The 25,560-nt window shown below is 67.4% G+C and carries 16 protein-coding genes; 2 read left to right on the top strand and 14 right to left on the bottom strand.

What is annotated here, in order from left to right:
- Positions 1-26: 26 nt before the first annotated feature.
- Positions 27-1,262, bottom strand: coding sequence for a phosphatase PAP2 family protein (locus tag AU197_RS00735; RefSeq protein ID WP_064400485.1), 1,236 nt, complete (start codon positions 1,260-1,262; stop codon positions 27-29).
- A gap of 55 nt (positions 1,263-1,317) precedes the next feature.
- Entirely contained in the window at positions 1,318-2,073 is a 756-nt protein-coding gene (locus tag AU197_RS00730) for a deoxyribonuclease IV (RefSeq protein WP_064400822.1), read from the bottom strand.
- A gap of 116 nt (positions 2,074-2,189) precedes the next feature.
- Between AU197_RS00730 and AU197_RS00725 the strand changes: the two genes are divergently transcribed.
- On the top strand, positions 2,190-3,290 hold the full coding sequence (locus AU197_RS00725) for a YihY/virulence factor BrkB family protein (protein WP_231744788.1): 1,101 nt from the start codon (positions 2,190-2,192) through the stop codon (positions 3,288-3,290).
- On the opposite strand, the gene AU197_RS00720 is transcribed toward AU197_RS00725, so the two are convergent.
- The 9 genes from AU197_RS00720 to AU197_RS00680 form a co-directional block, all read right to left on the bottom strand.
- On the bottom strand, positions 3,214-4,209 hold the full coding sequence (locus AU197_RS00720; protein ID WP_064400484.1) for a calcium/sodium antiporter: 996 nt from the start codon (positions 4,207-4,209) through the stop codon (positions 3,214-3,216). The genes AU197_RS00725 and AU197_RS00720 overlap by 77 nt on opposite strands.
- Before the next feature lie 134 nt (positions 4,210-4,343).
- Positions 4,344-8,288: a DNA-directed RNA polymerase subunit beta' gene (locus AU197_RS00715; protein ID WP_064400483.1), complete on the bottom strand. Its 3,945-nt coding sequence runs from the start codon at positions 8,286-8,288 to the stop codon at positions 4,344-4,346.
- A gap of 42 nt (positions 8,289-8,330) precedes the next feature.
- Positions 8,331-11,816: a DNA-directed RNA polymerase subunit beta gene (gene rpoB / locus AU197_RS00710; protein ID WP_502687842.1), complete on the bottom strand. Its 3,486-nt coding sequence runs from the start codon at positions 11,814-11,816 to the stop codon at positions 8,331-8,333.
- A gap of 386 nt (positions 11,817-12,202) precedes the next feature.
- Positions 12,203-14,185 (bottom strand): alpha/beta hydrolase, encoded by a 1,983-nt coding sequence (locus tag AU197_RS00705; protein WP_064400481.1) that lies wholly within the window; start codon positions 14,183-14,185, stop codon positions 12,203-12,205.
- A gap of 58 nt (positions 14,186-14,243) precedes the next feature.
- Positions 14,244-16,544: a molybdopterin-dependent oxidoreductase gene (locus AU197_RS00700; RefSeq protein ID WP_064400480.1), complete on the bottom strand. Its 2,301-nt coding sequence runs from the start codon at positions 16,542-16,544 to the stop codon at positions 14,244-14,246.
- A gap of 40 nt (positions 16,545-16,584) precedes the next feature.
- Positions 16,585-17,664: an ABC transporter ATP-binding protein gene (locus AU197_RS00695; protein ID WP_064400479.1), complete on the bottom strand. Its 1,080-nt coding sequence runs from the start codon at positions 17,662-17,664 to the stop codon at positions 16,585-16,587.
- Between the two features lie 193 nt (positions 17,665-17,857).
- Positions 17,858-18,250, bottom strand: a complete 393-nt coding sequence (gene rplL / locus AU197_RS00690; RefSeq protein WP_064345556.1) for a 50S ribosomal protein L7/L12 — start codon at positions 18,248-18,250, stop codon at positions 17,858-17,860.
- A 42-nt stretch (positions 18,251-18,292) separates the two neighbouring features.
- Positions 18,293-18,820, bottom strand: a complete 528-nt coding sequence (gene rplJ, locus AU197_RS00685) for a 50S ribosomal protein L10 (RefSeq protein ID WP_064400478.1) — start codon at positions 18,818-18,820, stop codon at positions 18,293-18,295.
- Positions 18,821-19,148: 328 nt separating this feature from the next.
- On the bottom strand, positions 19,149-19,586 hold the full coding sequence (locus AU197_RS00680; RefSeq protein WP_064400821.1) for an anthrone oxygenase family protein: 438 nt from the start codon (positions 19,584-19,586) through the stop codon (positions 19,149-19,151).
- Positions 19,587-19,667: 81 nt separating this feature from the next.
- On the opposite strand from AU197_RS00680, the gene AU197_RS25845 reads away from it, so the two are divergent.
- The gene (locus tag AU197_RS25845; RefSeq protein ID WP_082696463.1) at positions 19,668-19,973 is read left to right on the top strand and encodes a winged helix-turn-helix transcriptional regulator; all 306 of its coding nucleotides are present in this window, start codon (positions 19,668-19,670) and stop codon (positions 19,971-19,973) included.
- On the opposite strand, the gene AU197_RS00675 is transcribed toward AU197_RS25845, so the two are convergent.
- Genes AU197_RS00675 through AU197_RS00665 form a run of 3 tightly spaced genes read right to left on the bottom strand, consistent with a single transcriptional unit; the run spans position 19,876 to position 25,537 of the window.
- Positions 19,876-20,796, bottom strand: a complete 921-nt coding sequence (locus AU197_RS00675; RefSeq protein ID WP_064400477.1) for an ROK family protein — start codon at positions 20,794-20,796, stop codon at positions 19,876-19,878. The genes AU197_RS25845 and AU197_RS00675 overlap by 98 nt on opposite strands.
- Complete coding sequence (locus tag AU197_RS00670) at positions 20,796-21,362, bottom strand: DUF7158 domain-containing protein (RefSeq protein ID WP_064400476.1); 567 nt, start codon at positions 21,360-21,362, stop codon at positions 20,796-20,798. Before AU197_RS00670 ends, AU197_RS00675 begins: the two co-directional genes overlap by 1 nt.
- On the bottom strand, positions 21,359-25,537 hold the full coding sequence (locus AU197_RS00665) for a glycoside hydrolase family 38 N-terminal domain-containing protein (protein WP_064400475.1): 4,179 nt from the start codon (positions 25,535-25,537) through the stop codon (positions 21,359-21,361). Before AU197_RS00665 ends, AU197_RS00670 begins: the two co-directional genes overlap by 4 nt.
- Positions 25,538-25,560: the final 23 nt, after the last annotated feature.

Raw genomic sequence — 25,560 nt, 5'->3', positions numbered from 1 at the left:
AGTCGTAACAACAGCCGCGGAAGGGGTCAGCGGCTGTCGACTTCGGCGACGACGTCCCGCCGGCGCGGCTCGTGTTCGTCAACGGGTTCCGGCTCGGCGACAGGCTGGGATTCAACCGTCGGATTCGGCTCGGCCGCCACCGCGGGATCGTCACGCCGGTCGTAGAGCGGAACCATCTCGCCCGAGCGGTCCGCCGAGCGCGACGCCCTCGCGCGTCGCCAACTCTCGTAGCGGTGGAGAACGACGATGACCGCGGCCGCCAGGGCCCAGCCGAGCAGGATGTCGATGACGTAGTGCTCGGCGGTGTACACGAGCGTGAAGGCCATCAGGAGCACATAGGCCACGAGCGGTGGACGCCACGCTTTGTGCACGCGATGCCACAGAAAGGCCGCGATCGCCGCGGTCATGCCGGCGTGCAGGGACGGTATCGCCGCCACCAGGTTGACACTGGCCTGACCCGCATCGAGCAGTGCGCTGGCGGTGTGCATGTTCAGGTTGCCCCAGCCGCGGCCGACGATTCGCTCGATCCACGGGTTCGCCCCATCCTGGCTGGACTGCATCGCCCCGAGCACACCGCCGTCGGGTACTCCGCGCGCCGAGCGGAACATGCAGCGCGCGTAGGCCGGTCCACCTTCGACGTCGTCCGGGGTGCAGCGAGCCGCGGCCCACGGCGGCGCGGCCGGCACCAGGGCGTAGATGACCAAGCCCGTGAAGTTCAAGCCGACGAACAGCCGCACGAACGCCTTCCACTCCGCGCGGTCACGCAGCCACAGCACCGCGGCCACCACGTACGGCAAGATGAAAAACGACATGTAAACGCAGCTGAGGACCACTTCCCACCACGGCGGATGGCCCTGTTTGAGCTGCTCCTGAAGCCATACGGTCGGCACGGTACCGAAGAAGAGCCAACGATCGGCCTCGACGGGCCACTCCCACAGCGTCGGGCGCCCGATCATGTCGGCGGCGCCACGGCTCAGGTCGTAGGCGATCAGTATCAACGCGAACGGAAGCCAATCGCGGATGACGTAGAGCATCCGGCGGACCTGGCCGATGCTCGCGGCCAGCAGACCGGTGGCGATGTAGAGCAGCACGAGCTCACGGTTGAACGCAAAACCTTCGGTGACCGTGCGAAACACGATGACCGCAGCCCATATCGCGACGGCGGTCCGGCGCACGTACTTCAGCCGGCGTTCCCGCCTCTGGGGCCGGCCTGCCTCGGGGGCGCGCTGCGACTCTTGTGACGACTCGTCGACCGCAGACACTTAGTTGAATCTAGTTCACCCGAAAGGTGCCGAGCGTTCGACTGCGGTTCGGTTATCAGGTCGTGATGTGCTCGCGCAGGAAGGCGATGTCGTCTTTGCGGCCCTCGTCTGCGGTTTCGCAGATGACGGGTGCGCCGGCGGCCTGCACCACCGCGACCAGCAGCTGAGGATCGATCTGGCCGGTGCCGAAGTTGGCGTGCCGGTCGGCGCCCGAACCGGCGGCGTCGCGTGAGTCGTTGCAGTGCACCAGGTCGATGCGCCCGGTGATGGCCTTGATCCTGTCGACGGCGTCGATCAGCTTCTCCCCCGCGGCCCACGCGTGGCAGGTGTCCAGGCAGAAGCCGATGCCCTTGTCGCCGATGTGGTCCCACAACCGGGCGATGACGTCGAAGTGGCGGGCCATCGCGTGGTCGCCGCCCGCGGTGTTCTCCAGGTAGACGGGCACGTCGGTTTCGAGGTAATCCAGCGCCTTGACCCAGCGTTCGAAGCCCGCTTCCCAGTCTTTGTCGTCGGCGTGACCACCGTGCACGATGACCGCCGTCGCGTTGATCTCCGAGGCCGCGTCACAGGTGTCCTGCAGGATCTTGCGCGACGGGATCCGCACCCGGTTGTTGGCCGATGCGACGTTGATCAGATACGGCGCATGTACGTACAGCGGGACGCTCGAAGCCTTGAGCACATCGGCGTCCTCGCGCGGTTTGGGTTTCTTCCAGCTCTGCGGATTGCCGAGGAAGAACTGCACCACGTCGGCACCGTCTGCCTCCGCGGCGGCCAGGGGGTCGTCACCGTGGACGTGCGAACCGATCAGCACGACGCCCAGTCTAGGCAGGACCACCGACATGGCCACCGCACCGGCCCACGGTCACGGCACTCGGTCGCACCACTTGCGTTCGCCGCATGCGTGAGGGCGCCGCCTAGGCTCGGAGCGTGGGATCTGGAAGCGACCCGTCTCCGTTCTCGTCGTTGTCCGACGCGGTCGCCTCCGCCCGTTCCACTCTGCAGCGACGCGCCTTTTCGATGTTGTCTCATGCGCCCCGGCCGGTGCGGCAGGCGGGCCGGCTGATCGTCCGAACCGTCAACGACACGCTTCGAGACCGCGTGCCCGGTCTGGCGGCCGAGGTCGCGCTGTTCTCCTTGATCTCGCTGCCGTCGCTCCTGATCGCGGTGCTCGGCTCGCTCGGTTTCATCGCCGAAGCGCTCGGCCCTGAAGGCACGGCGCGCCTGCATCGGCTGCTGCTCGAGGTGCCCAGCTCCTTCCTTGCCGAGCGGACCTTCGAGTCATACCGTCGCGTGGTCGAGGCCGGGCTCACACAATCGCGCGGAAGCGTGGTCTCCATCGGAATCGTGCTCAGCCTGTGGTCGGGTTCGCGGGCGGTGAACCGGTACCTGGAGACAATCACCATCGCCTACGGTGTCGAGCCCCGGCCTGCCTGGCGACGACGGCTGCTGGCGCTGGGGCTGACCGCGGGCGGACTCCTCGGTGCCGTGGCGATTCTGCCGCCGCTCGTCCTCGGGCCCGACCTGGTGGCGTGGGTGACGCCCGACCCGTTGACCGAAAGCACCTTGCGCGCACTGGATCTGCTGTTCTGGCCCGGGGTCGCGCTGCTGATCCTGGTCGGTTTGGTCACGCTGTATCACCTCGGTGTGCCCTGGCGACTGCCTTGGCGCCGCGACATTCCGGGGGCGGTGTTGGCGATGGTGCTGTGGTTGGTGGCATCGGCGGGGCTGCGCGCCTATCTGTCGGTGAGCGCACGTGACGACGCCGTGTACAGCCAACTCGCCGTGCCGATCGCCGTCGTCGGGTGGCTTTACATCACGGCCTTCGCGGTGTTGCTGGGGGCGGAGTTCAACGCCGAGATCGAAAAGATGTGGCCACATGAGAAGTATCCGTGGCGGCTGGGCCGGCGTCGGCGGGCAAGCCGGAACCTCCCCGCCCCGCCTACACGTGCCGTCAGGTCCGGACGGTCAGCAGCAAGATCAGGTACGCCGCATAGGCCGCGACCATCAGCGCGCCTTCGACGCGGGTGACGCGCCGACCCGAAATGAAGATCGGGATACAGAGCAACGCGACAGCCACCATGACCGGCAGATCGATCGTCACCAGGCTGGACGGCAGGTTCAGCCCCTGAGCCGGCACCAAACAGGTCACGCCGAGGATGAGCAGAATGTTGTAGATGCTGCTGCCGATCAGGTTGCCGATCGCGATGTCGCGGTCGCCGCGGATGGTGGAGATGATGGTGGTCACCAACTCCGGCGCCGAGGTGCCGATCGCGACGATGGTCAGACCGATCAGCGCGTCGGACACCCCGAACTGTCTGGCCATGCCGACCGCACCGTCGACAAGCCAGTCGGCTCCCAGCACGACGACGGCGATACCGCCTAGAGTCATCGCGACGTTGATCGAGGTGCGGTGCCCCTTGGTGGCCACCGCGCCCACCTCTTCGGTGGCGTACTCAGCGACCAGCTCGGCTGCGAATTCCTCGACGACAGCGTGGGATTCGCGACGTGCAGACCAGATCACCGCGACGGTGTAGACGAACGCGCCGCCGACCAGGATCGCGCCGTCCAGACGCGTCAGCACACCATCGGCCGCCAGCATCCACAGCAGCAGCGCCGCACCAGCCATGATCGGCAGTTCGAACCGGATGGTGCGCGACTGCAACGTCAACGGCACCAGCGCGGCGCTCAGACCGAGGATGAGCAGGACGTTGACCACATTGGTGCCCGCGATGTTGCCGACCGCCAGCGCGCCGCTGCCCTCCCCCGCCGCGACCACACCGACCGCCAGTTCGGGCATGCTGGTGCCGATCGACACGATGGTCAGTCCGATGATGATCGGGCTGATTCCCAGTCGCACAGCGACTTCCGCGCCACCGCGGACCATGACCTCCGCGCCGACGATCAACGCGCCCAGTCCGAACAGGAACCACGCGGTGTTCGCCAGCATCAGATCCTCACTGCCGAGTGTGGGCTCGTGTCACGCACAACCCGCGCAGGACGTGCGGGTAACCCACGTTCGGCGCACCGCTCGGGGCACGAAAAAGCCCCCGGGCCGTGACCCGGAGGCTTTTCCGTGAACTGCTAGCGGTAATCGCTGTAGCCGTAGTCGTCCAGCGGCACCGCGGCGCCGGTGGCCTGGCCGAAGTCCGGGCTGTAGTACTGATCCTCGTACGACGGGATCGTGTACGCCGCAGCGCGGGCTTCCTCGGTCGGCTGCACCTGGATGTTGCGGTAGCGGTTGATACCGGTACCGGCCGGGATCAGCTTGCCGATGATCACGTTCTCCTTCAGACCCTGCAGCTTGTCGCTGCGGCAGTTGATCGCCGCATCGGTCAGCACGCGGGTGGTCTCCTGGAACGACGCCGCCGACAGCCACGAGTCGGTGGCCAACGACGCCTTCGTGATACCCATCAGCACCGGACGACCGGCCGCGGGCTCGCCGCCCTCGGCGACCACCCGACGGTTCTCGGTCTCGAACTCGCCGCGCTCGGTCAGCGAGCCGGGCAGGAACTCCGTCGAGCCCGAGTCGATGATCGTGACGCGACGCAGCATCTGCCGGACGATGACCTCGATGTGCTTGTCGTGGATCGACACGCCCTGGGCCCGGTAGACCTCCTGGACCTCCTTGACGAGGTGGATCTGCACCTCGCGGGGGCCCTGGACACGCAGCACCTCGTGCGGGTCGGCCGCACCTTCCATCAGCTGCTGGCCCACCTCGACGTGGTCGCCGTCGGCGAGCAGACGCTCGGTGCCGTCGTCGTGCTTGAACACTTTCAGGCGCTGACGACGAGAGAGCTTGTCGTACACCACTTCTTCGCCACCATCATCGGGGATGATGGTGATCTTGTAGAAGCGCTCGCCCTCTTCGAGCTGCACCCGGCCGGTGACGTCGGCGATCGGCGCCTTGTTCCGCGGGATGCGGGCCTCGAACAGCTCCTGCACACGGGGCAGACCACCGGTGATGTCCTCACCCACGCCGCCCTGGTGGAACGTGCGCATGGTCAGCTGTGTGCCGGGCTCGCCGATGGACTGCGCGGCGACGATGCCGACGGCCTCGCCGATGTCGACGAGCTTGCCGGTCGCCATCGAACGGCCGTAGCACATCGCGCACACGCCGGTCCCCGTCGCGCAGGTCAGCACGGAGCGGACCTTCACCTCGGTGATGCCCGCGGCCAGCAACGCCTCGATCGCCGGGTCGCCCAGGTCGTGGCCGCGCTCGACGACGACGTTGCCGTCCTTGTCGACGGCATCGGTGGCCAGCGTCCGGGCATAGGCCGACGTCTCGATGTGCTGATCGCGCACCAACGCGTCACCCTGTAGCTCGGCCAGCGTGACATTGATGCCGCGCTCGGTCTCACAGTCGGTCTCGCGCACGATGACGTCCTGCGAAACGTCGACCAGACGGCGGGTCAGGTAACCCGAGTCGGCGGTACGAAGAGCGGTGTCCGCCAGACCCTTTCGGGCGCCGTGGGTGTTGATGAAGTACTCCAGCACCGTCAGGCCCTCACGGAACGAGGACTTGATCGGACGCGGGATGAACTCACCCTTCGGGTTGGTCACCAGACCCTTCATGCCGGCCAGGGTCCTGGTCTGGGTGAAGTTACCCGTGGCACCCGAGTCAACGATCGTGATGATCGGGTTGTCCTTCGGGTAGTGCGCCCGCAGCGCCTCGCCGACCTCTTCGGTGGCGTCCTGCCAGATCTTGACCAGGGCGTCGTTGCGCTCGTCGTGGTTGAGCGCACCGCGCTGGTACTTCTTCTCGATCTGGTCGGCTTCCTTTTCGTAGCGGTCCAGGATCTCCTGCTTCTGCGGCGGCACCAACACGTCGGCCATCGACACGGTGACACCCGAGCGGGTGGCCCAGTAGAAGCCGGCGTCCTTGAGCTTGTCGACGGTCTGCGCCACCACGATCATCGGGTAGCGCTCGGCGAGATCGTTGACGATCCGCGCCTGGACCTTCTTGTGCATCTGCTCGTTGACGAACGGATAGCCGTGCGGCAGAAGCTCGTTGAACATCACCCGACCCAGAGTGGTCTCCGCGGTCCAGGCGTCACCGGGCTTCCAGCCCTCCGGGAACAGCTCGGCTTCCAGATCGGCGGACGGACGCAGCTGCGTCAACCGCACGCGGATCTTGGCCCGCACCGACAGCGCACCGCGGTCCATCGCCATGATCGCCTCGGCGGGCGAGCTGTACACACCGGTCTCCGGCTGATCCTTGGCGGCCGGCGTGTACTCGCCGGTGTCGCCCTCGATCATCGTCGTCAGGTAGTACAGGCCGGTCACCATGTCCAGACGCGGCATGGCCAACGGCCGACCCGACGCCGGGGACAGGATGTTGTTCGACGACAGCATCAGGATGCGCGCCTCGGCCTGCGCCTCCGCCGACAGCGGAAGGTGCACGGCCATCTGGTCACCGTCGAAGTCGGCGTTGAACGCCTCACAGACCAGCGGGTGCAGCTGAATGGCCTTGCCCTCCACCAGCTGCGGCTCGAACGCCTGGATACCGAGGCGGTGCAGCGTCGGCGCGCGGTTCAGCAGAACCGGGTGCTCGGCGATGACCTCTTCGAGGACGTCCCACACCTGCGGACGCTGACGCTCGACCATGCGCTTGGCGCTCTTGATGTTCTGCGCGTGGTTGAGATCCACCAGACGCTTCATCACGAACGGCTTGAACAGCTCGAGAGCCATCAGCTTCGGGAGACCGCACTGGTGCAGCTTGAGCTGCGGGCCGACCACGATGACCGAACGGCCGGAGTAGTCGACACGCTTGCCGAGCAGGTTCTGACGGAACCGACCCTGCTTGCCCTTCAACAGATCCGACAGCGACTTCAGTGGACGGTTGCCCGGCCCGGTGACCGGACGTCCGCGGCGGCCGTTGTCGAACAGCGCGTCCACCGACTCCTGCAGCATGCGCTTCTCGTTGTTGACGATGATCTCGGGCGCGCCCAGATCGATCAGTCGCTTCAACCGGTTGTTGCGGTTGATCACGCGGCGGTACAGGTCGTTGAGGTCCGACGTCGCGAACCGGCCACCGTCGAGCTGCACCATCGGGCGAAGCTCCGGCGGGATCACCGGAACCGCGTCGAGCACCATGCCCATCGGCGAGTTGGAAGACTGCTGGAACGCCGCGACCACCTTGAGCCGCTTCAGTGCGCGAAGCTTCTTCTGCCCCTTGCCACTTCGGATGACCTCACGCAGCTCCTCGGCCTCGGCCTCGATGTCGAAGTTCTCGATGAGCTTCTTGATCGCCTCGGCACCCATCGCACCGGTGAAGTACTCGCCGTAGCGGTCCTGCAGTTCCCGGTAGAGCACCTCGTCGACGACGAGCTGCTTGGGCGCCAGCTTGGTGAAGGTGTTCCAGATCTCCTCGAGCCGATCCAGCTCACGCTGGGCCCGGTCGCGGATCTGGCGCATCTCGCGCTCACCACCGTCGCGCACCTTGCGGCGCACGTCGCTCTTGGCGCCCTCCTTCTCCAGCTCGGCCAGGTCGGCCTCGAGCTTCTGGGACCGCTCGGCGAGATCGAGATCGCGCTGATCCTCAACGGCCTTGCGCTCCACGGCCATTTCGGCTTCGAGCGTGGACAGCTCGTTGTGGCGCATCTCGTCGTCGACGGCGGTGATCACGTAGGCGGCGAAGTAGATGATCTTCTCGAGATCCTTCGGCGCCAGGTCGAGCAGATAGCCCAGCCGCGAGGGCACACCCTTGAAATACCAGATGTGCGTGACGGGCGCGGCCAGCTCGATGTGGCCCATCCGCTCACGACGCACCTTGGCGCGAGTGACCTCGACGCCGCAGCGCTCGCAGATGATGCCCTTGAAGCGGACGCGCTTGTACTTGCCGCAGTAGCACTCCCAGTCGCGAGTCGGTCCGAAGATCTTCTCGCAGAACAGGCCGTCCTTCTCCGGCTTCAGCGTGCGGTAGTTGATGGTCTCCGGCTTCTTGACCTCGCCGTAGGACCACTGACGGATGTCGTCGGCGGTGGCGAGACCGATCCGGAGCTCATCGAAGAAGTTGACGTCTAGCACGTAACTCCCTTTCCCCTTTCGGGATTAGAAACCAATAACTGCTTAAGCCAAATCCTCAACGGAGGCAGATTCGTTGCGCGACAAGTTGATTCCCAGGTTCGCCGCGGCGCGTTCCAGGTCCTCGTCGTCGCCGTCGCGCATCTCGATCGCGGCGCCGTCGCTCGACAGCACCTCGACGTTGAGGCACAGCGACTGAAGTTCCTTGAGCAACACCTTGAACGACTCCGGGATGCCCGGTTCGGGGATGTTCTCGCCCTTGACGATCGCCTCGTACACCTTGACCCGGCCGACGGTGTCGTCGGACTTGATGGTCAACAGCTCCTGCAGCGTGTACGCCGCGCCGTAGGCCTGCATGGCCCAACATTCCATCTCGCCGAACCGCTGGCCACCGAACTGCGCCTTACCGCCCAGCGGCTGCTGGGTGATCATCGAGTACGGGCCGGTGGAACGCGCGTGGATCTTGTCGTCCACCAAGTGGTGCAGCTTGAGGATGTACATGTAGCCCACCGTCACCGGGTACGGGAACGGCTCGCCACTGCGACCGTCGAACAGCATGGCCTTGCCGTCCTCGTCGACGAGCGTCTCGCCGTCGCGGTTGGGCAGCGTGGAACCCAGCAGACCCTGCAGCTCGGCTTCGCGGGCACCGTCGAACACCGGTGTCGAGACGATACTTCCCGGCTCGGACTCGAGCAGCTCCTTGGGCAACGCGCTCGCCCAGTCCGGCGAACCGTTGATCTTCCAGCCGCTCTTGGCCACCCACCCGAGGTGGGTCTCCAGGATCTGACCGATGTTCATACGACGCGGCACACCGTGGGTGTTCAAGATGATGTCCACGGGGGTGCCGTCGGGCAGGAACGGCATGTCCTCGACGGGCAGGATCTTGCCGATGACGCCCTTGTTGCCGTGGCGTCCGGCCAGCTTGTCGCCGTCGGAGATCTTGCGCTTCTGCGCGACGTACACGCGGACCAACTCGTTGACGCCGGCGGGCAGCTCGTCGTCGTCCTCGCGGGAGAACACCCGGATGCCGATGACCTTGCCGGACTCACCGTGCGGCACCTTGAGCGACGTGTCGCGGACCTCGCGCGCCTTCTCACCGAAGATCGCACGCAGCAGCCGCTCCTCCGGGGTCAGCTCGGTCTCGCCCTTCGGGGTGACCTTGCCGACCAGGATGTCGCCGTCGCGGACCTCGGCGCCGATGCGGACGATGCCGCGCTCGTCGAGGTCGGCCAGCACCTCATCGGAGACGTTCGGGATGTCCCGGGTGATCTCCTCGGCGCCCAGCTTGGTGTCGCGGGCGTCGATCTCGTGCTCCTCGATGTGAATCGAGGTGAGCACGTCCTCTTCTACCAGGCGGTTGGAGAGGATGATCGCGTCCTCGTAGTTGTGGCCCTCCCACGGCATGATCGCCACGAGCAGGTTCTTGCCCAGCGCCATCTCACCGTTCTCGGTGCACGGCCCGTCGGCGATGACCTGACCCGCCTCGACCCGCTGGCCGGCGTCCACGATCGGACGCTGGTTGGCGCAGGTGCCGTGATTCGACCGCGCGAACTTGCGCATCCGGTACGTGTGCCGGGTGCCGTCGTCGGCCATCACGGTGACGTAGTCGGCCGAGACCTCTTCGATCACGCCGGCCTTGTCGGCGACGACGACGTCACCGGCGTCGATCGCCGCACGCAACTCCATACCGGTGCCGACCAGCGGGGCCTCGCTGCGCACCAGCGGAACCGCCTGGCGCTGCATGTTGGCACCCATCAGGGCGCGGTTGGCGTCGTCGTGCTCGAGGAACGGGATCATGGCCGTCGCGACCGACACCATCTGGCGCGGCGAGACGTCCATGTAGTCCACCTCGCTCGACGAGATCTGCTCGACCTCGCCGCCCTTGCGGCGGACCAGGACGCGCTCCTCGACGAAGCGGCCGTTCTCGTCGATCGGCGAGTTGGCCTGCGCCACGACGTGGCGGTCCTCCTCGTCGGCGGTCAGGTACTCGATGTCGTCGGTGACAACACCGTCGACGACCTTGCGGTACGGCGTCTCGATGAAGCCGAAGGGGTTGACCCGTGCGTACACCGACAGCGAGCCGATCAAGCCGATGTTCGGACCCTCGGGGGTCTCGATCGGGCACATGCGGCCGTAGTGGCTGGCGTGCACGTCGCGGACCTCGAGGCCGGCGCGCTCACGGGACAGACCGCCGGGGCCCAGCGCCGACAGGCGGCGCTTGTGGGTCAGGCCCGACAGCGGGTTGTTCTGGTCCATGAACTGCGACAGCTGGCTGGTGCCGAAGAACTCCTTGATCGCCGCCACGACGGGACGGATGTTGATCAGGGTCTGCGGCGTGATCGCCTCGACGTCCTGCGTGGTCATGCGCTCACGCACGACACGCTCCATGCGGCTCAGGCCGACCCGGATCTGGTTCTGGATCAGCTCGCCGACGGTGCGCAGACGACGGTTGCCGAAGTGGTCGATGTCATCGACCTCGACGGGCACCTCGACACCACCCGGGACGGTCATCGTCTTGTCGCCCTGATGCAGTCGCACCAGGTACTCGATGGTGGCGACGACGTCCTCTTCGGTCAGCGTGGTCGACGTGGTCTGCGCCGGGTTCTCGGTGATGCCCAGCTTCTTGTTGACCTTGTAGCGGCCGACGCGGGCCAGGTCGTAGCGCTTCTCCTTGAAGAACAGGTTCTCCAGCAGGGTCTGCGCGGACTCCTTGGTCGGCGGCTCGCCCGGACGCAGCTTGCGGTAGATGTCCAGCAGCGCCTCGTCGGTGCCGGCGGTGTTGTCCTTCTCCAGCGTCGACATCATGATCTCGGAGAAGCCGAACCGCTCCGTGATCTGCTCGCTGGTCCAGCCGAGCGCCTTGAGCAGCACGGTGACCGGCTGACGGCGCTTACGGTCGATGCGCACCCCGACGGTGTCGCGCTTGTCGACGTCGAACTCCAGCCACGCGCCGCGGCCGGGGATCACCTTGACGCTGTGCAGCGTCTTCTCGGTGGACTTGTCGATGCTCTCGTCGAAGTACACACCCGGGGAGCGGACCAACTGGCTCACCACGACACGCTCGGTGCCGTTGATGATGAACGTGCCCTTCTCGGTCATCATCGGGAAGTCGCCCATGAAGACCGTCTGGCTCTTGATCTCACCGGTGTTGTTGTTGATGAACTCGGCCGTGACGAACAGCGGCGCCGCGTACGTCATGTCCTTGTCTTTGCACTCGTCGACGGGGGCCTTGACCTCGTCGAAGCGCGGATCGGAGAAGGACAGCGACATCGAGCCGGAGAAGTCCTCGATCGGGCTCAGCTCGGAGAGCACCTCTTCGAGGCCACCAACGGGCTTTTCCTCGCCGCGCTCCTTGGCCTTCTCACGCCAGGCGTCGGAGCCGATCAGCCATTCGAAAGACTCGGTTTGAACGTCAAGAAGCCCGGGAACCTCGAGGGGCTCACGGAGCTTTGCAAAGGAAATTCGGTTTGGTGCTCCTGGGACGGAGTTTTTAGTAGCTTCTGCTGTCTTGCTTGGGCGGGACCCTGCCAAGATGCATCCTTCCAGCACCTCATGCGACTATCGTCCCGGTAGACCACCGGTCCGTTTTGTCGCGATATCTGCGTCGGTTCGGCTGGCCACTCACGACCACAGACTCCCGAACGCACGGCACGCGACTAGATCACCGAGCTGGGCTCAGGCTAGGACATCGGTGTCAGGTGCGGGTTTAGGTGGGCAGGATGCAGCCAGCGCAACGTCCAACAGTACCGCAGGACGGCGTATTCCTCAACATCACGACCCAACTGCATGTATGGCACGCATCGGGGCGCTGGCCGGCGTCTCGATCTTTCTCATACGTCCATACATTGCTGCAGAACAGATTGGCCCCTCGGCGGCCTCCCGTCAAGAGATAACACGGGTTGTTGTGGAGTTTTGCCTCAAGCGGCGATCGTGTTGCTGCAGTGTCCGGACCCCGCCGAGCCCACCGATTCGCGCACACACACCGGGCCCATGGAGAACAAGCCGTCGGCAAGGGGCATGAACGGCTTCAGGAAGTTCAGCAGGTACGGCTTGGTCAGCGTGTTGGGCAGTGCGACGACGGGGGCCTGCCCGGCCGGGGTGGCGAAGCTGAACTGCTCGCCGCGCTCGAGGTAGAGGCCCTGGTGGCTCGTGGGATCGAACATGTCGTTGACCCACCCGACCATCAGCATCTGCGCGGCCGCGGCATTCTCGGGCCGGGAGAATCCGGCGACCAGCTCCTGGGCGAACTGGATGAGGGGATTGCCGCCGCGCATGGCGTCGACGTGCGAGCCGTTGACCAATGTCACGCCGATGAATCCGGTCGGGCGCGCCGCGGCCAGGGCGTCGAGGCCGGCGCCGAAGTTGTTCCACATGTAGACCGGCGCGGCGAGCTGGTAGATCGGGATGTCGAGGGGAACCTTTCGCAGCGATTCCGTCATCCGCGCCGGGTCGCCCAGGGCCACGCCGTCGAGCAGCACGACCCCGGCGAGCCTGTCGATGCGCTCGTCGTCGGCCATGTAGCCCGCCATTCCCGATACCGCGCCGCCGCCGAGCGAGTGGCCCATCAACACGACGCGATCCGGGATTTCCCCGGTGTACCCGGCGGCCTCAGCGCTGTCGCGCAGCGCGGTGTTTCCGTCGTCGAACAGTCCGGCCATCGCCTCGTGCATCGGCGCCCCGCCGAGCCAGCACCCGTCGACGGCAAAGAAGTTGGAGCCGATCGACGGCGCGACCACGATGCTCTGGGTCTGCTCGGCCAAGGCGGCGGCGGTGTGGCTGTACCAGGGGCCGCTGGCGAGGAACCCGTGCTGCAGATAGATCAGCCGCTCGGGCGCCTCGCCCGTCGCCGTCTCGGGGATGTACCAGTCGGCGGGCACCTCCTTGCCTTCGCCTTCGGCGCATGCGCAGTCGATCCGCAGCGTCGAGGAGCGCACCGTGACCGTGCTGTTGGGCGGCAGGATCGGCGGGCCGCCCAGGAGCCGGGTCGCGACGGCGTAGAGGTCGAACACGATCGTGCCGATCACGCGCAGGATGAGGGGGATCTGGGGCGCGGTCGCGGTGGTCACCGCCGGTGGCGCCGACGCGAAGGCCACCGCCTGGGTGCCGAATTCCTCGGTGTCCTCGACGACGCCGGTGACCGGCTGCTCGAGGACGACCGCTGTGCGTTCTTCGGTCGCGGCCGGGTCGACGATGTCGTTCTCGATGGCGGCGGCCTTCTTGCCGGCCGTGTCCGCTGTGGTTCGGGCGGTGGTGGCGGCGACCACGGCGACCTCGGCGTTCGCAGAGACCACGGCATTCGCAGAAACCGCGGCCGTCGCCTGCTGGCCCGTGTGGTCACGGTCCGAGCCGGACTTCGCGGCGATCTCCTCGATCACCTCGGCGTCGGTCGCGGACTCTTCGATGGTGGGGTCGTCGACCACCGGCTGCTCGGTGGCGCCGTCGGTGACCGCCGGCTGCTCGACAGCGGTGGGGGTGACCGCGGCGGTGTCGGTGGTCCGGGTTTCGGCGGTCTCGTCCTTTGCCTGATCTGTTGCGGCGTCGGCGTCCACGGGTTTCGACGCGGGCCGCTTGCGCTCCTCGCCGCGGCCTGCTTTGCCGGTGGTCTCCGAACCCTTCGCGTCCTTGGTGTCGTCGGGAGTCTTCGCGCCGACACGGGTGCGCGGCGCGCCGGCGGTGGTGCTCGCGGCCGAGGCCCGGCCACCGGTCGCAGCCGACGACTCGCCGCCCGCCGAATCCTTCACGCTGTCAGCTGAATTCGATGACTCCGAAGTCGTGGACCCCCCGCTGTCCGAGGACGAACCGTCGTCGGCGATCGCCGCACCCGCACCGGCGAGCACCGCCGCCGACAGTCCCGCGGTGACGACACCCGCCCTCACCCACATCAGAAACCGGTCGACCATGACCTCTCCCGCTCGACGACGGGAGAAAGATAACGGGTTTGCGGGCCCCGAACCGGCCTTATGCGAAAGTTTGCGCGTGCTCGGTCGACAGGCCCGCCGACGTGACCCGTTCGACGCGCACCGGGACACCGGTCAATCGGGCCATCCCGGCCAGGCTTTCGATGTCGGCCGGATCGCTGGACATCAAGCGGTTGACGTTCGCGCCACCGGCGTCGTTGGCGACGCGCCATCCGGCCGTGCCCCTATGTCCCCAACCGTGCGGGACGGCGATCACTCCGGAGACGATGTCCTTGGTCGTGATGACGGGAACCTCGATCTGGCCGTGTCGCGAGGTGATCCGCACGGTGTCGCCGTCGACGATGTCGGCGGCGGCCGCGTCGTCGACGTGCATGAGCGCGCGGTGCGAGCGCTCACCGCGCATGAGGAGCGGCGAGTTGTGCATCCACGAGTTCTCCGACCGCGCTTCGCGCATGCCGATCAGCCGCATGGGATAACCGTCGGCGACGCTGCGGCGCGACAGCTTGTCGACCTCTGCGGCGATCTCGTCGTGGGCCAGACGCACCCGGCGACCGCGGTAGACGACGATGTCGCCCAGCACGCCGGCCCGCAGATGGTCCGCCAGCACGGCGCCGTGCGGATGGTTCGCGGTGAGTTTCGAGAAGCTCAAGCCCCGCCGCAGGCCGAACCGGTCACCGCCCGCGGCCAACCGGATGACGGCATCGGCCAGAGTTCGGGGGCTGAGCCGAAAACCGAATGCCGACAATATCTTTCGTGCGCCGGCTAGCATCGCCAGGCCGGGTGTCGATCGCCACATCCTGGCCGTGAGGTCGTCGATGATCTCCCACTCGGCGCGGGCCTGCCCCACAGGGGCGACGACGGCCTCGGTGGCTTGCCGGAACGGCGTGGGTTGCAGCGTCTGGAACGGCAGCGGGAAGTCGTCGCGTTCGTACATCGATGTCGCGGGCAGCACGTAGTCGCAGTGCGCCAGCGTCTCGTTGAGGTAGAGGTCGATGCCGACCATCAGCTCCAGGGAGTCCAGCGCGGTTTCGAGTTCGTCACCGTTGGGCACCGAAAGCACCGGGTTGCCCGCTCCGACGAACAGCGCCTTGACCTGCCCACGTCCCGGCGTGGTGATCTCCTTGGCCATCACGGCCGCGGGTTCGGACCCGAGAACGGAGGGGAATCCGCCGATGCGCGACCGTTTGCGCGTGTAGAGGGCGCGCAGCAGCGCACCGCCGGCCTTGTTGAGCCAGCGCTCCCCCGGCATGCCCAGCCGGCCGAACATGCTGCCGCCCGGCACGTCGAGATTGCCTGCCACCAGGTTGACTGCGTCCAGCAGGTACGTGGTCAGCGTTCCGTTCTCGCCGACGCTGGTGCCGACACGGCCGTACACCGCGGCCCGTTCGGTGCGGGCCAGGTCGCGGGCCAGCGCGCGGACGGTGTCGGGGTCGATTCCGGTGTGCGCTTCGGTGGCCTCGGGGCTGAACGGGGTGGCCAACCGTTCGAGCCAGTCCGCGGCGTCGGCCTGCTCTGCCAGCCGTCGGCGGTCGGCCAGGTTCTCACCGAACATCACGTGCAGCAGGGACAGCAGCAGATGGGCGTCGCCGTCGGGGACGATGCCCAGCCATTCGAACTGCGCGGCGGTCTCGGTCCTGCGGGGGTCGATGACCAGCACGCGGCCGCCGCGTTTGACGATGTCGTGCAGGCGGTCCCGGATCCGGGGCGCGGTGAGCACGCTGCCGTGCGAGATGACGGGGTTGGCGCCGATGATCACGAGGAAGTCGGTGCGCAGCACGTCGGGTACCGGCAGCGCGAGCGGCGATCCGTAGAGCAGCTGGCTGGCGACGAAGCGGTTGTTGACGTCCTGCGAACCTGCGGTGAACACGTGCAGGCCCCGTCCTGGACCGCCGAGGAGACCAAGCCCGAATCCGCCCATCAACATGCTCAAGCTCAGCGTGTAGGAGTAGTTGAACGCGCCGGGGTTGCCGAAGTACCAGCCGATCGCCCCGGCGCCGTGGCCGCGGTGGATGGCGGTGAGCCGGGCGGCGATGTCGGCCATCGCCTCGTCCCAGCCCACGGGTTCGAAGTCGCCTTCGGATGTGGGGGCCCCTCCCGCTTGCGGGGGACCGCTTGCGCGAAGACCGTCAGCGCGAGCGCGTCGTCGCAGTGGCGTGGTGACGCGGTCGGGGTCGTTGACCACCTCGGTGAACGCGATGCCCTTCTGGCAGGCGAATCCCGACGAGAGCGGATGGTCCTTGTCGGGGCGCAGCTCGATCAGCCGGCCGTCTTCGACCGTCGCGATCATGCCGCACAGCGGCTCACAGATCCGGCAGAACGTCGGATGGTGTTCGCGCGTCATCTCTCAGCGCGAGCGCTCATCGACGTTCACATCGGGCGGCCTACTGCTGCGCGCGCGGGATGGCGCCCGTCGGCGCTTCTTCGTCGACCGTGCGATGCCGTTGAGTCGGGGCGTCACCGAACTGGCTCGAGGCGTTCTGGTTACTGCCCTCGAGGTCGGCACGGATGGCCTCCTGCGCCTTGGGCGGCAGGGTGTGCATGATCTCGCGCACCCGGGCCTGCCGGCGGTAGACGGCCTGGCGCTCCGGCATGCCGGGCGTCGCCTGGATCTGCGGCGGCACCCCCTCGATCTCCTCGACACCGCCGTCATGGTGACCGGCGTCGATCATGGCCTGCTCTTCGGCCATGGTCGACTCGTCCTTCTCCTCGGACATACCGATCGGGCCGATACGCCGGCCGTTGAGGAACTGTCGCACCACCGGCTCGTCACTGGTCAGCAGCACCTCGCGCGGACCGAACATCACCAGGTGCTTGCGGAACAACATGCCCATGTTGTCGGGCACGGTGCGGGCGATGTTGATGTTGTGGGTCACGATCAGGATGGTGCAGTCGATCTGAGCGTTGATGTCGATCAACAACTGCGAGAGGTAGGCGGTACGGACCGGGTCCAGACCCGAGTCCGGTTCGTCGCAGAGAATGATCTGCGGGTCGAGCACCAGGGAGCGGGCCAGACCGGCGCGCTTGCGCATACCGCCGGAGATCTCGCCGGGGAACTTGTTCTCGTCACCGGCCAGACCGACCAGCTCGAGCTTCTCCATGACGATCTGGCGGATCTCGCTTTCCTTCTTCTTGGTGTGCTCACGCAAGGGGAAAGCGGTGTTGTCGTAGAGGCTCATCGAGCCGAACAGCGCACCGTCCTGGAACATCACGCCGAACAGCGTGCGGATCTCGTAGAGCTCCTTGGCGGTGCACTGGATCACGTCGGTGCCGTCGACGATGATCTTGCCGCGCTCTGGGCGCAGCAGCCCGATGAGGGACTTCAAGAACACGGACTTACCCGTACCGGAGGGGCCGAGCAGAACGCTCACCTCACCCGGCGGCAAGTCGAAAGTGACGTCCTCCCAGATTCGCTGGGGGCCGAAGGACTTGGTCAGTCCCTCAATCTGGATACCAATGCCCACGCGAGATCCTTCCGCCAATCATCGTCACGCCACAGGCTTCACCGCTTGTGGCTTGAGTCACTGTAGCCTACCGCTCCCGGCCACAACACGAGTCTGACGTCGATTGTGACCCATCGGAAAAACGACTGTGGGGCCGACCCGCTTTGCTGGATCGACCCCACAGTTGTGGTATTGCCGGCGTGCCGGCGCGGCGCTACTTGACGGTGACCGTCGCGCCCGCGGCCTCGAGCTTGGCCTTGGCATCGTCGGCGGCAGCCTTGTCGACCTTCTCGAGCAGCGGCTTGGGAGCGCCGTCGACGAGGTCCTTGGCCTCCTTGAGACCCAGGCCCGAGACGATCTCGCGGACGACCTTGATGACGCCGATCTTCTTGTCGCCGGCACCCTCGAGGATGACGTCGAACTCAGACTGCTCTTCGGCGGCCTCGGCGGGGGCACCACCGGCGGCGGGGCCGGCGGCCGCGACGGCGACCGGGGCAGCGGCGGTGACCTCGAAGGTCTCCTCGAACTTCTTGACGAACTCGGAGAGCTCCAGCAGCGTCAGTTCCTTGAACGCGTCGAGCAGCTCGTCGGTGGACAGCTTGGCCATGAGTGGTCCTTTCTGGTTCTTACTTCGTGGCTGGTGGGTGGGTTATGCGGCTTCTTCGCCGGCCTTCTTCTCTTGCAGAGCGGCGGCCAGCCGTGCGACCTGCGACGCCGGAGCGTTGAACAGGCCGGCGGCCTTGGCCAGATTCGCCTTCATCGCGCCGGCCATCTTGGCCAGCAGCACCTCGCGCGACTCCAGGTCGGCGATGCGCTCGACCTCGGACACGCTCAGCGGGCGGCCGTCCATGTAGCCGCCCTTGATGACGAGGGCCTTGTTGTCCTTGGCGAACTTCTTGATCGCCTTGGCGGCGTCGACGGCCTCGCCCTTGACGAACGCGATCGCGGTGGGGCCGACGAACAACTCGTCGAGCCCCTCGATGCCCGCCTCCGCCGCGGCACGCTTGACCAGCGTGTTCTTGGCGACTGTGTAAGTGGCGGAATCACCGAGCGAACGGCGCAGGTCCTTGAGGTTGGCCACCGTCAGCCCGCGGTACTCGGTGACCAGCGTCGCCGAAGCCTCCTTGAACTGCTCGGCGATGTCGGCAACCGCGGTGGCCTTGTCAGCCTTGGCCATGCATGCCTCCTCGTGGATGGGAACCGTGGGCCGAGTGAGGGTTGCGGGCCGGAAACGACAAACGCCCCGACGCAGACAGGTCGGGGCGCGCAAAAGCTGTGGCCTCGTCCTCCTGCGTGGGCCGCCCGGGGGTCCGGGACCTTCAACCGATTGCTCGGTGACCGACGGTCTTCGGTGGAACGTCGTCGAGAATAGCCGACCACCCGCTCATCAGCCAAAACGCGCACCTCCCCCTCTTTCAGCGCGACCGTGCGCGTCTGCGCACGACACGCCGCGATTTTCCGACAGCTCCCGCACTCTCACCCGGTCGCGAGCGTGCACAAACCGCCTAAACCTCCGCCACCGCGACGACCACCAGCCCGAACACCACGACAAGTAAGGCCACCCGACGCCAGTGCAGCCGGTCCCATTGCCGCGCCAGCCCGCGGTCGACATCGGCGCCCTCGGACCAGCGCCCGATGCGGTTGTTGATCGGCACCATCAACGTCACGGTCGCCACCACCACCAGCGCCATGGTCAGGGCCGCGGTGATGAACAGCCAATCCGCCCGCAACAGCACGGCCGCCACGATCAGAACCACCAGCGCCGCGACGTACCAGAACGGCATCACCTTTCCCAGGACCCGCCCGCTGTCGCTACGGGCCTGTGCGAATGCTTCGTCGGGCAGCCGGCCCAGCGCCGGGTTGAGGAACACCGCGACCGCGAGTTCGACCCCGACCAACGGTCCGACGATCAGCAGGGCCAGCACGTGAACAATTGCGTCCATACCCCGACCGTGCCCATCAGGCTGACACAAAACAAGGCACTGACACATCCGGCGGCGCAGCATCCCCGACATCACGAGCGCATGCTGATCCGCAATCTGCACGAGTTGGTCGCCGACGGCATCATCGACCACCACGATGCCCAGACCGTGCCTCCGTGCGTGCACTACTCGGCCTCGGAATACGGCATGACGCTCGCCCCGGTGTTGCAGAGCCTGTGCGATTGGGGTCGAAACCACATGGCCCGCAAACACACTCGGCAGACCCAGGAGGACACCCAACCGGCTGAGGTCAGCCGCCTGCCGTCTGCTGTCGCAGCAACGCAGCTGCCCCGACCAGGCCGGCGTCGCCGCCGAGTTCGGCGGGGACCACCTCGACGCCCCGAATGAAGTCCAGCCCGGCGTGGGACGCGAGCGCCTCCCGGACCGGGTCGAACAGCAGCGCCCCGGACTTGGCCACGCCACCGCCGATCACCACCCGGTCCAGGTCGCAGACCGCGCCGACCGACGCGATCATCGCGCCCACCGCCACCGCACCGCGACGAAATGCGCTCAGCGCCACCATGTCTCCGGCGTTGGCGGCGTCGGCGAGCTCCTTGGCGTCGGCATTGGCCGGTGCCACCCACCCGTGTTCGCGTGCCCACTGCGCCATGCGCGGGCCACCGGCGATGGTTTCGACACAGCCGCGCCCGCCACACGTGCAAAGCGCGCCGTCCGGATCGACGACGACGTGACCGACGTGGCCTGCGTTGCCGGTGCGGCCGTCGTAGGGGGCGCCGTCGAGCACCAGGCCGCCGCCGACCCCGGTCGAGACGACCATCCCGAGCAGAAAGGCCGCGCCTCGGCCCGCACCGCGCCAGTGCTCCCCCATCGCCATGCACAAGCCGTCACCGGCGAGGCGCACCGGGGCGCCGACGATCGCTGCGACCCGGTCGACGACCGGAAACCGTTGCCACGAAGCGATATTGATCGGGCTGACGGTGCCCGCCGACAAGTCGATCGGTCCGGCCGAGGCGATCCCGGCGCCGCGGATCCCTCCGCCCGCGACGGCCAACGCCTCGGTGACCAGCCGATCCGCCACGGCCCAGATCGTTTCCGCATCACCGTCCGGTGTCGGCAGTCTGCCCCTGTGCACCAGCGTGCCGGTGTCGTCGACGAGACCGACAGCGATCTTCGTGCCGCCGATGTCGAGTGCGAGGACGAGATCGGCCATCAGTGTCGGTGGGTGTTGTCGGGTTGTCGGGGGTCCCCGGGATGTTCGTAACCGGGGGCGAGTTCGACGACCGCGGCACACCGGGCGTCCAGCCAGAGCCGGAAGGCCCGGCGCCGCGCGGCGGCCCGCAGATGCGCAGCGGCCGAGGCTGCATCGCTGAAGCGCAACGGGTTTCGTTCCCGGTACGATGCCACCTCGTCATCGGAAACGTCGATACCCGCCGTCACCGCAGCAAAGACTGCGCGGGCGAGCGGTTCGGCCAGCACCGATGCCGCCACGCTGCCGATCTCCATCCGTACGGTCATGTCCGGCAGCACCTCGGCCTCGGCCGGCGCGTCCTCGACGTTCAGCCCGCGTGCCGCCGCTTCGGTCGCCACGACATGCTCGGTGACCAGAAGCTGGGTGAGCCAACGCCGCAGCTGTCGACCTTCGCTGGTGCCGGGCCGCGGCAGCGAGGAGGCGAGCCGCGACGCGCGCAGGGAGGCTTCGCGAGCGTCCACCTGCTCGAGCGAGACGGCCACTCCGTCCACACTTGCCGCGACCCCGGTCCACGCCGAGTCGCTCACCGAACCGTCACCTTCACCGCGGGCGAGTAGACGAGATGTCCGGCGGCGGCCAACCGAATCAGCGCCCACCATTCTCCCGGTTCGACCCAGTCCGGCGGGGCGACATCGAAACCGATGTCGGTCGTGCCGCGAGCGGACAGCTCCACACCGGTTACCGCCGGCCCCAGCCATTCCCACGTCCCCCACGGGCTGATCAGGTGCGCTTCGACCGCGACGTCGGCGCGGGCGTCGGTGCCGACGGTGACCCCTAGACGAGCCGTTTCGCCGGCCACCACATCGACCGGCTCCGGTCCAGTGACCAGCCGGAACAGGGTGTCGTCCGGAGGCGCGTCGATTGCGACGACGCACACGTCCTCGACGACCTGACGCCACGACGGTGGGATCGAGACGTGCGCACCCGTCAACGCGAGTTCGGCACGTATCGGATACAGCCCGGGTGACACGGATGTCGGCGGTGTCACGCTCACGGTGGTGTCCAGGTATTCGCCGGGCGGCAACATGAACGGCAACACACCGGGTTCTGCGGTCCAGCCGTCAGGACACAGCAGCCGCACCCGGCCGTGCAAGATCTCGTCGCAGCAATCGCTGGCCACGGTGAGACGAAGCCGCTGAGGGGAATCCGGCGCCACGACGTGTTGCGGGTGCAGATGGGCGACGGCGGGCAGGCCGCCGAGCGGGGCCGGACCGCGGTTGTGCAGCCAGTACCGGGCATAGAGCGGCTGAGCCTGCTCCGCCTCGGGTGCCAGCACGGCATGGTCGGCCTGCAGGACCTGCGGCAGATTGAATCGGGCCAGCACGGTGGCGACCTCGAAACCGTGCAACGACAATCCCTCCGGCGTCACCTCTCGCACACGCGGTTGCTCGAGCAGATCCACCCGGACCGCGGCAGACACCCGACGCAAACCCGAGGTGACCGTGACTTCGGTTGTGCTGCCCGTGGTTTCGACAAGTCGCATCGCGACACCGTCCGATGGGTGGACCGATCGCACACTACCGCTCGCGAGCGGGTTGCCCGCAGCCTTGAGCGCTGCCAGCCGCACCGATCCCGCCGGCTCTATCTCCAGCAGCGAACCCGACGGCGGCAGCCCGCCCACCGGTCCCCACTTGTCCGTCACCGCCAGGAGCGGATTGGAGAACTCGGCGCTGCGGGCCGGAACACCGGCCCGGCGCCAGTCACCGTCCCCGGAGACCAGCGCGTAGTCGAATGTGTGTGTCCAGTGCTGTAACTGGAAATTGGACCCGTCCGGCGCCGTGCGCCGCGGTGGATCGATCCACGTGCCCGAGGGCCACCCGGTGCACGACCGCATCAACGAAAGATTCAGCGTTCCATCCGATTCGACGGCGAAGCCGGGCACACCGCGGTTCAGCACCGCGACCGTCCGGTCTTCGAACGCATCCATCTCGGCCGGGGGTGCCTGCTCGACGACGATCTCCCAGTCGGACAAGTCGTCGACAATCCCCGCCACGACATGGTCCAGAGCCGGCCCGGCCACGATCAGAACCGGGAGCGCCCGCACATCGCGCAGATCCGCACTCGGCACCCACGCCTCCGCCAGCCCGACTGCGGCCGGTACCCACACCCTGGCCGCGCCGGCCGTGTCGAGCTGTCGCTTCACCTCCTCGGCGTACGACGAATCGACGGCGTCGAGAACGGTTGCGGTGAAGGGGTTCTGCTCTGGGCCGCCGAGAGCGATCCGCACGTCAGGAAGGTTCGAGTCGACGGCGAGATCGCCGTAGCGCGGCTTGTCCGCACCGCTGCACGTCGCGGTCACGCCGGCGCGCGCGAGCGCAACCATCAACGGACGTGACAGCGCCGCCTCGTTCTCCGTCGGCGTGATCACCTCGGCGACCGATACCGCCCGACGCCCCTCGCCGACTCGCACCCGCGCCGTCGACGACAGCCCGAACCAGCCGTACGCGGGGTTGTCCAACGTCCACGGATGCGTCGCGGCGTCGACCGCCGTTTCCCGGTCGCGTTCGTGCAGCAGCGCGAAGCCGCGGCCGATCACCGCGTCGCCGACCTCGCTGACCGGCATCGCACCGGGCACCGGGCACGGCCAGCGCAGCCGCAGCAGCCGGTCGGCGCCGGTGAACTCGTTGATCGTGGTCCGGCAGTCGACGCGCGCCACACCGTGCCAGAGCGTCAGAACCTGCGTGTAGCGCAGCACATCACCGACCGCGCCCTCGATCACCAGCCGTTGCCCGAGCGCTCCGCCGTAGGCCCGCACCGTGGCAGGCGATGCCGACGAGCGAACCACCGGGCCCTTGGGCAGCAGGTGCCATGGCCCCTCACCGGCTTCGGGATGGGCGGGGTACTCGTCGTACACGGCCAACTCGTTGCCGACCTCGCCGTCAGCGATCAAGGACCGGCCCGAACCGCATTCGACCAAGGACTCGACCGCACCGCCCCGTGACGGGTCGACCCGCAGCCGGTAATGATCGTTGCCGATCTCGTTCCCGCTCAGCGGTTCCCACGACGCTGCCGCCGGGCCGTCCGACTCCTCGAGTCGGTAGGACTGCCACCCCATCGACGGCACGTCTCCGGCGAGCCATGTCACCGTACGACCACCGTGTTCGACGTGAGCCGCCAGCTCGTCACCCGCAGAGTCGACCACCCGCACGGTCCCGATCGGTTCCGCGATGCGTGCGGTGACGACGTCGGTGCGCTTGTGCGCGACGGGATTCCACACGACGACCGATCCGTCGACCGCCCCCGACAGCACGGCCAGCGCCTGGTCGCGCGCGGCCCTGCCCAGCTCCCATGCGTCTCGCCAGCTCGTCAGCAGGTCGAGGTACACCTGGTCGGATTCCGAGCCGGTGATCGCATCGTGGTGCGCGCCGTAGGCCAGTTGGACCCACGCTTTGGCCAGAGCGGCCTGCGGATACGTCGCGCCCCCGAGAAGCCCGGCGAACACCGCGAACTTCTCGGCGTCGAGCACGACGTCTTCGGCCGCCCGGTTGGCCTGCTTGGTGTCGATGTAGGAGACGTCCTTGCCGGTGTAGATCGGGTTCATGTCGCGGGTCTGAGGTGACGGTTCGACGCCCCGCTCGGCCAGTTCGGCGCGTACCGCGGCGAAGAACTCGCCGGGCACCGCACAGATGAACCGCGGCCATCGGTAGCGGGCGTTCCAGTCCCGGTGGATCTCGGTCACCCACTTGTTCGGCGGGGTGTAGTCGGTGCCGACCGGCAGGAGCACGTTGCGAGTCAACGCGACCTTCTTCAGCGACGTGAACAATCGATACGTCTCGTCTTCGGCAGCCTCCAGCGTCGGCGCCGAATCCATCCACCAGCCGGCCGCATAGTGCGCGGGCATGTAATGCGTCAGCAGCCCGCGCCCCGAGGGAGCCAGCCAGTCGAATTCGCTGCTGAACTGCATGCGCTCGGGGGCGCCGCCCCCGGCCATCGGGCCCCATTGATGGTGCGGGCCGCGAGCCCACGAACTCGACGTCAGCCCGGCGTCGGCGGCCATACCCGGAAACTGCGGGTCGTGGCCGAACGCGTCGAGCTGCCACGCCGTCGCCGGATCGGCACCGAGCACGTCGCGCTGAAACCCGATGCCGTGCACGAAGTTCCGGATCGTGGTCTCGGGGCCGGTGAGGTTGGTGTTCGGCTCGTTGTACGTTCCGCCCATGATCTCGACGCGACCCTGGGCGACGAAGCGGCGCAGATCGTCGCGATCCTCGGGGTGGGTGTCCCAGAACGGTTTGAGATAGTCGACCTCGGCCAACACGAACTTGTATTCCGGTTCCCGGCGCGCCATTTCGAGGTGGGCGCTGACCAGATCGAAGCCGTTGGTCTGGCGACACCGACCGGGCGGGTCCTCGCTCCACACACTGGTGTACGCGGCCTGCGTGTTCCACCACACCGGGTCGTAGTGGAAGTGGCTGATCATGTACATCGTCCAGCCGGGTTCGGCGACGGTGAAGACAAAGGGCGTGATGCCGTCGCCCGTGACGATCCGCGCCGGCCGCTGCTGACCGGGGACCGGGTCGGTGACCGTGACCGGCACCTCGACGGTGCCGTCGCCCGCCGCGGCTCGCGCGTGGCCCACCAGCCCGTCACCGTCGACCCGCACCTCGCCCGGGCCGTCGGTATACGTGACCCGCACGATCTGCGACGGCGCCTCCTCGGCCCCGACGAACAGATCCGTCGACTCCGCCGAGATGACCCGCACAGCCAAACCCTACGTGCGCTCAC

The sequence above is a fragment of the Mycobacterium sp. IS-1590 genome (assembly GCF_001500025.1).
Classification (GTDB): Bacteria; Actinomycetota; Actinomycetes; order Mycobacteriales; family Mycobacteriaceae; genus Mycobacterium.
The sequence above is the reverse complement of the archived record's forward strand: the minus strand, read 5'-3'. Positions and strand labels throughout refer to the sequence as shown.